Below are 279 nucleotides of genomic sequence, written 5' to 3'. Positions count from 1 at the left end.
CACTGGGGAGTGGTGTAATGCATTCTACTTTATCGAGTTTTACGCCATGACTTCGGTGAATCCTACAAAAACCCTGCACTTCTAGTTGTTTACTTAATTCAGTGAGCGTCACTCTTAAAGGGTAAATGGACGTACCAATATGTAAATTTACATAATTGCCTGAAGATTCAAGCCAATCCACGTCGTCAATTTTTATAATAAATTCTTTACCCCGCTTTTTAACTAATAAGCAATTAATAGTATCAGTATTGTGTTGCGCACCTTCATCAATAGACGAGG

1 protein-coding gene is annotated in these 279 nt (G+C 37.3%); it reads right to left on the bottom strand.

Going from position 1 to position 279, the window contains the following annotated elements; all coding sequences use genetic code 11:
• The coding region (locus SB756_RS29550) for a LytR/AlgR family response regulator transcription factor (protein WP_410913108.1) at positions 1 to 279 on the bottom strand (279 nt) is incomplete at both ends.

This window comes from Pseudomonas sp. SIMBA_068, from assembly GCF_046534705.1.
Lineage (GTDB): Bacteria > Pseudomonadota > Gammaproteobacteria > Pseudomonadales > Pseudomonadaceae > Aquipseudomonas > Aquipseudomonas putida.
Note: the sequence above shows the minus strand (reverse complement) of the source record. Positions and strands in the feature narration are given on the sequence as shown.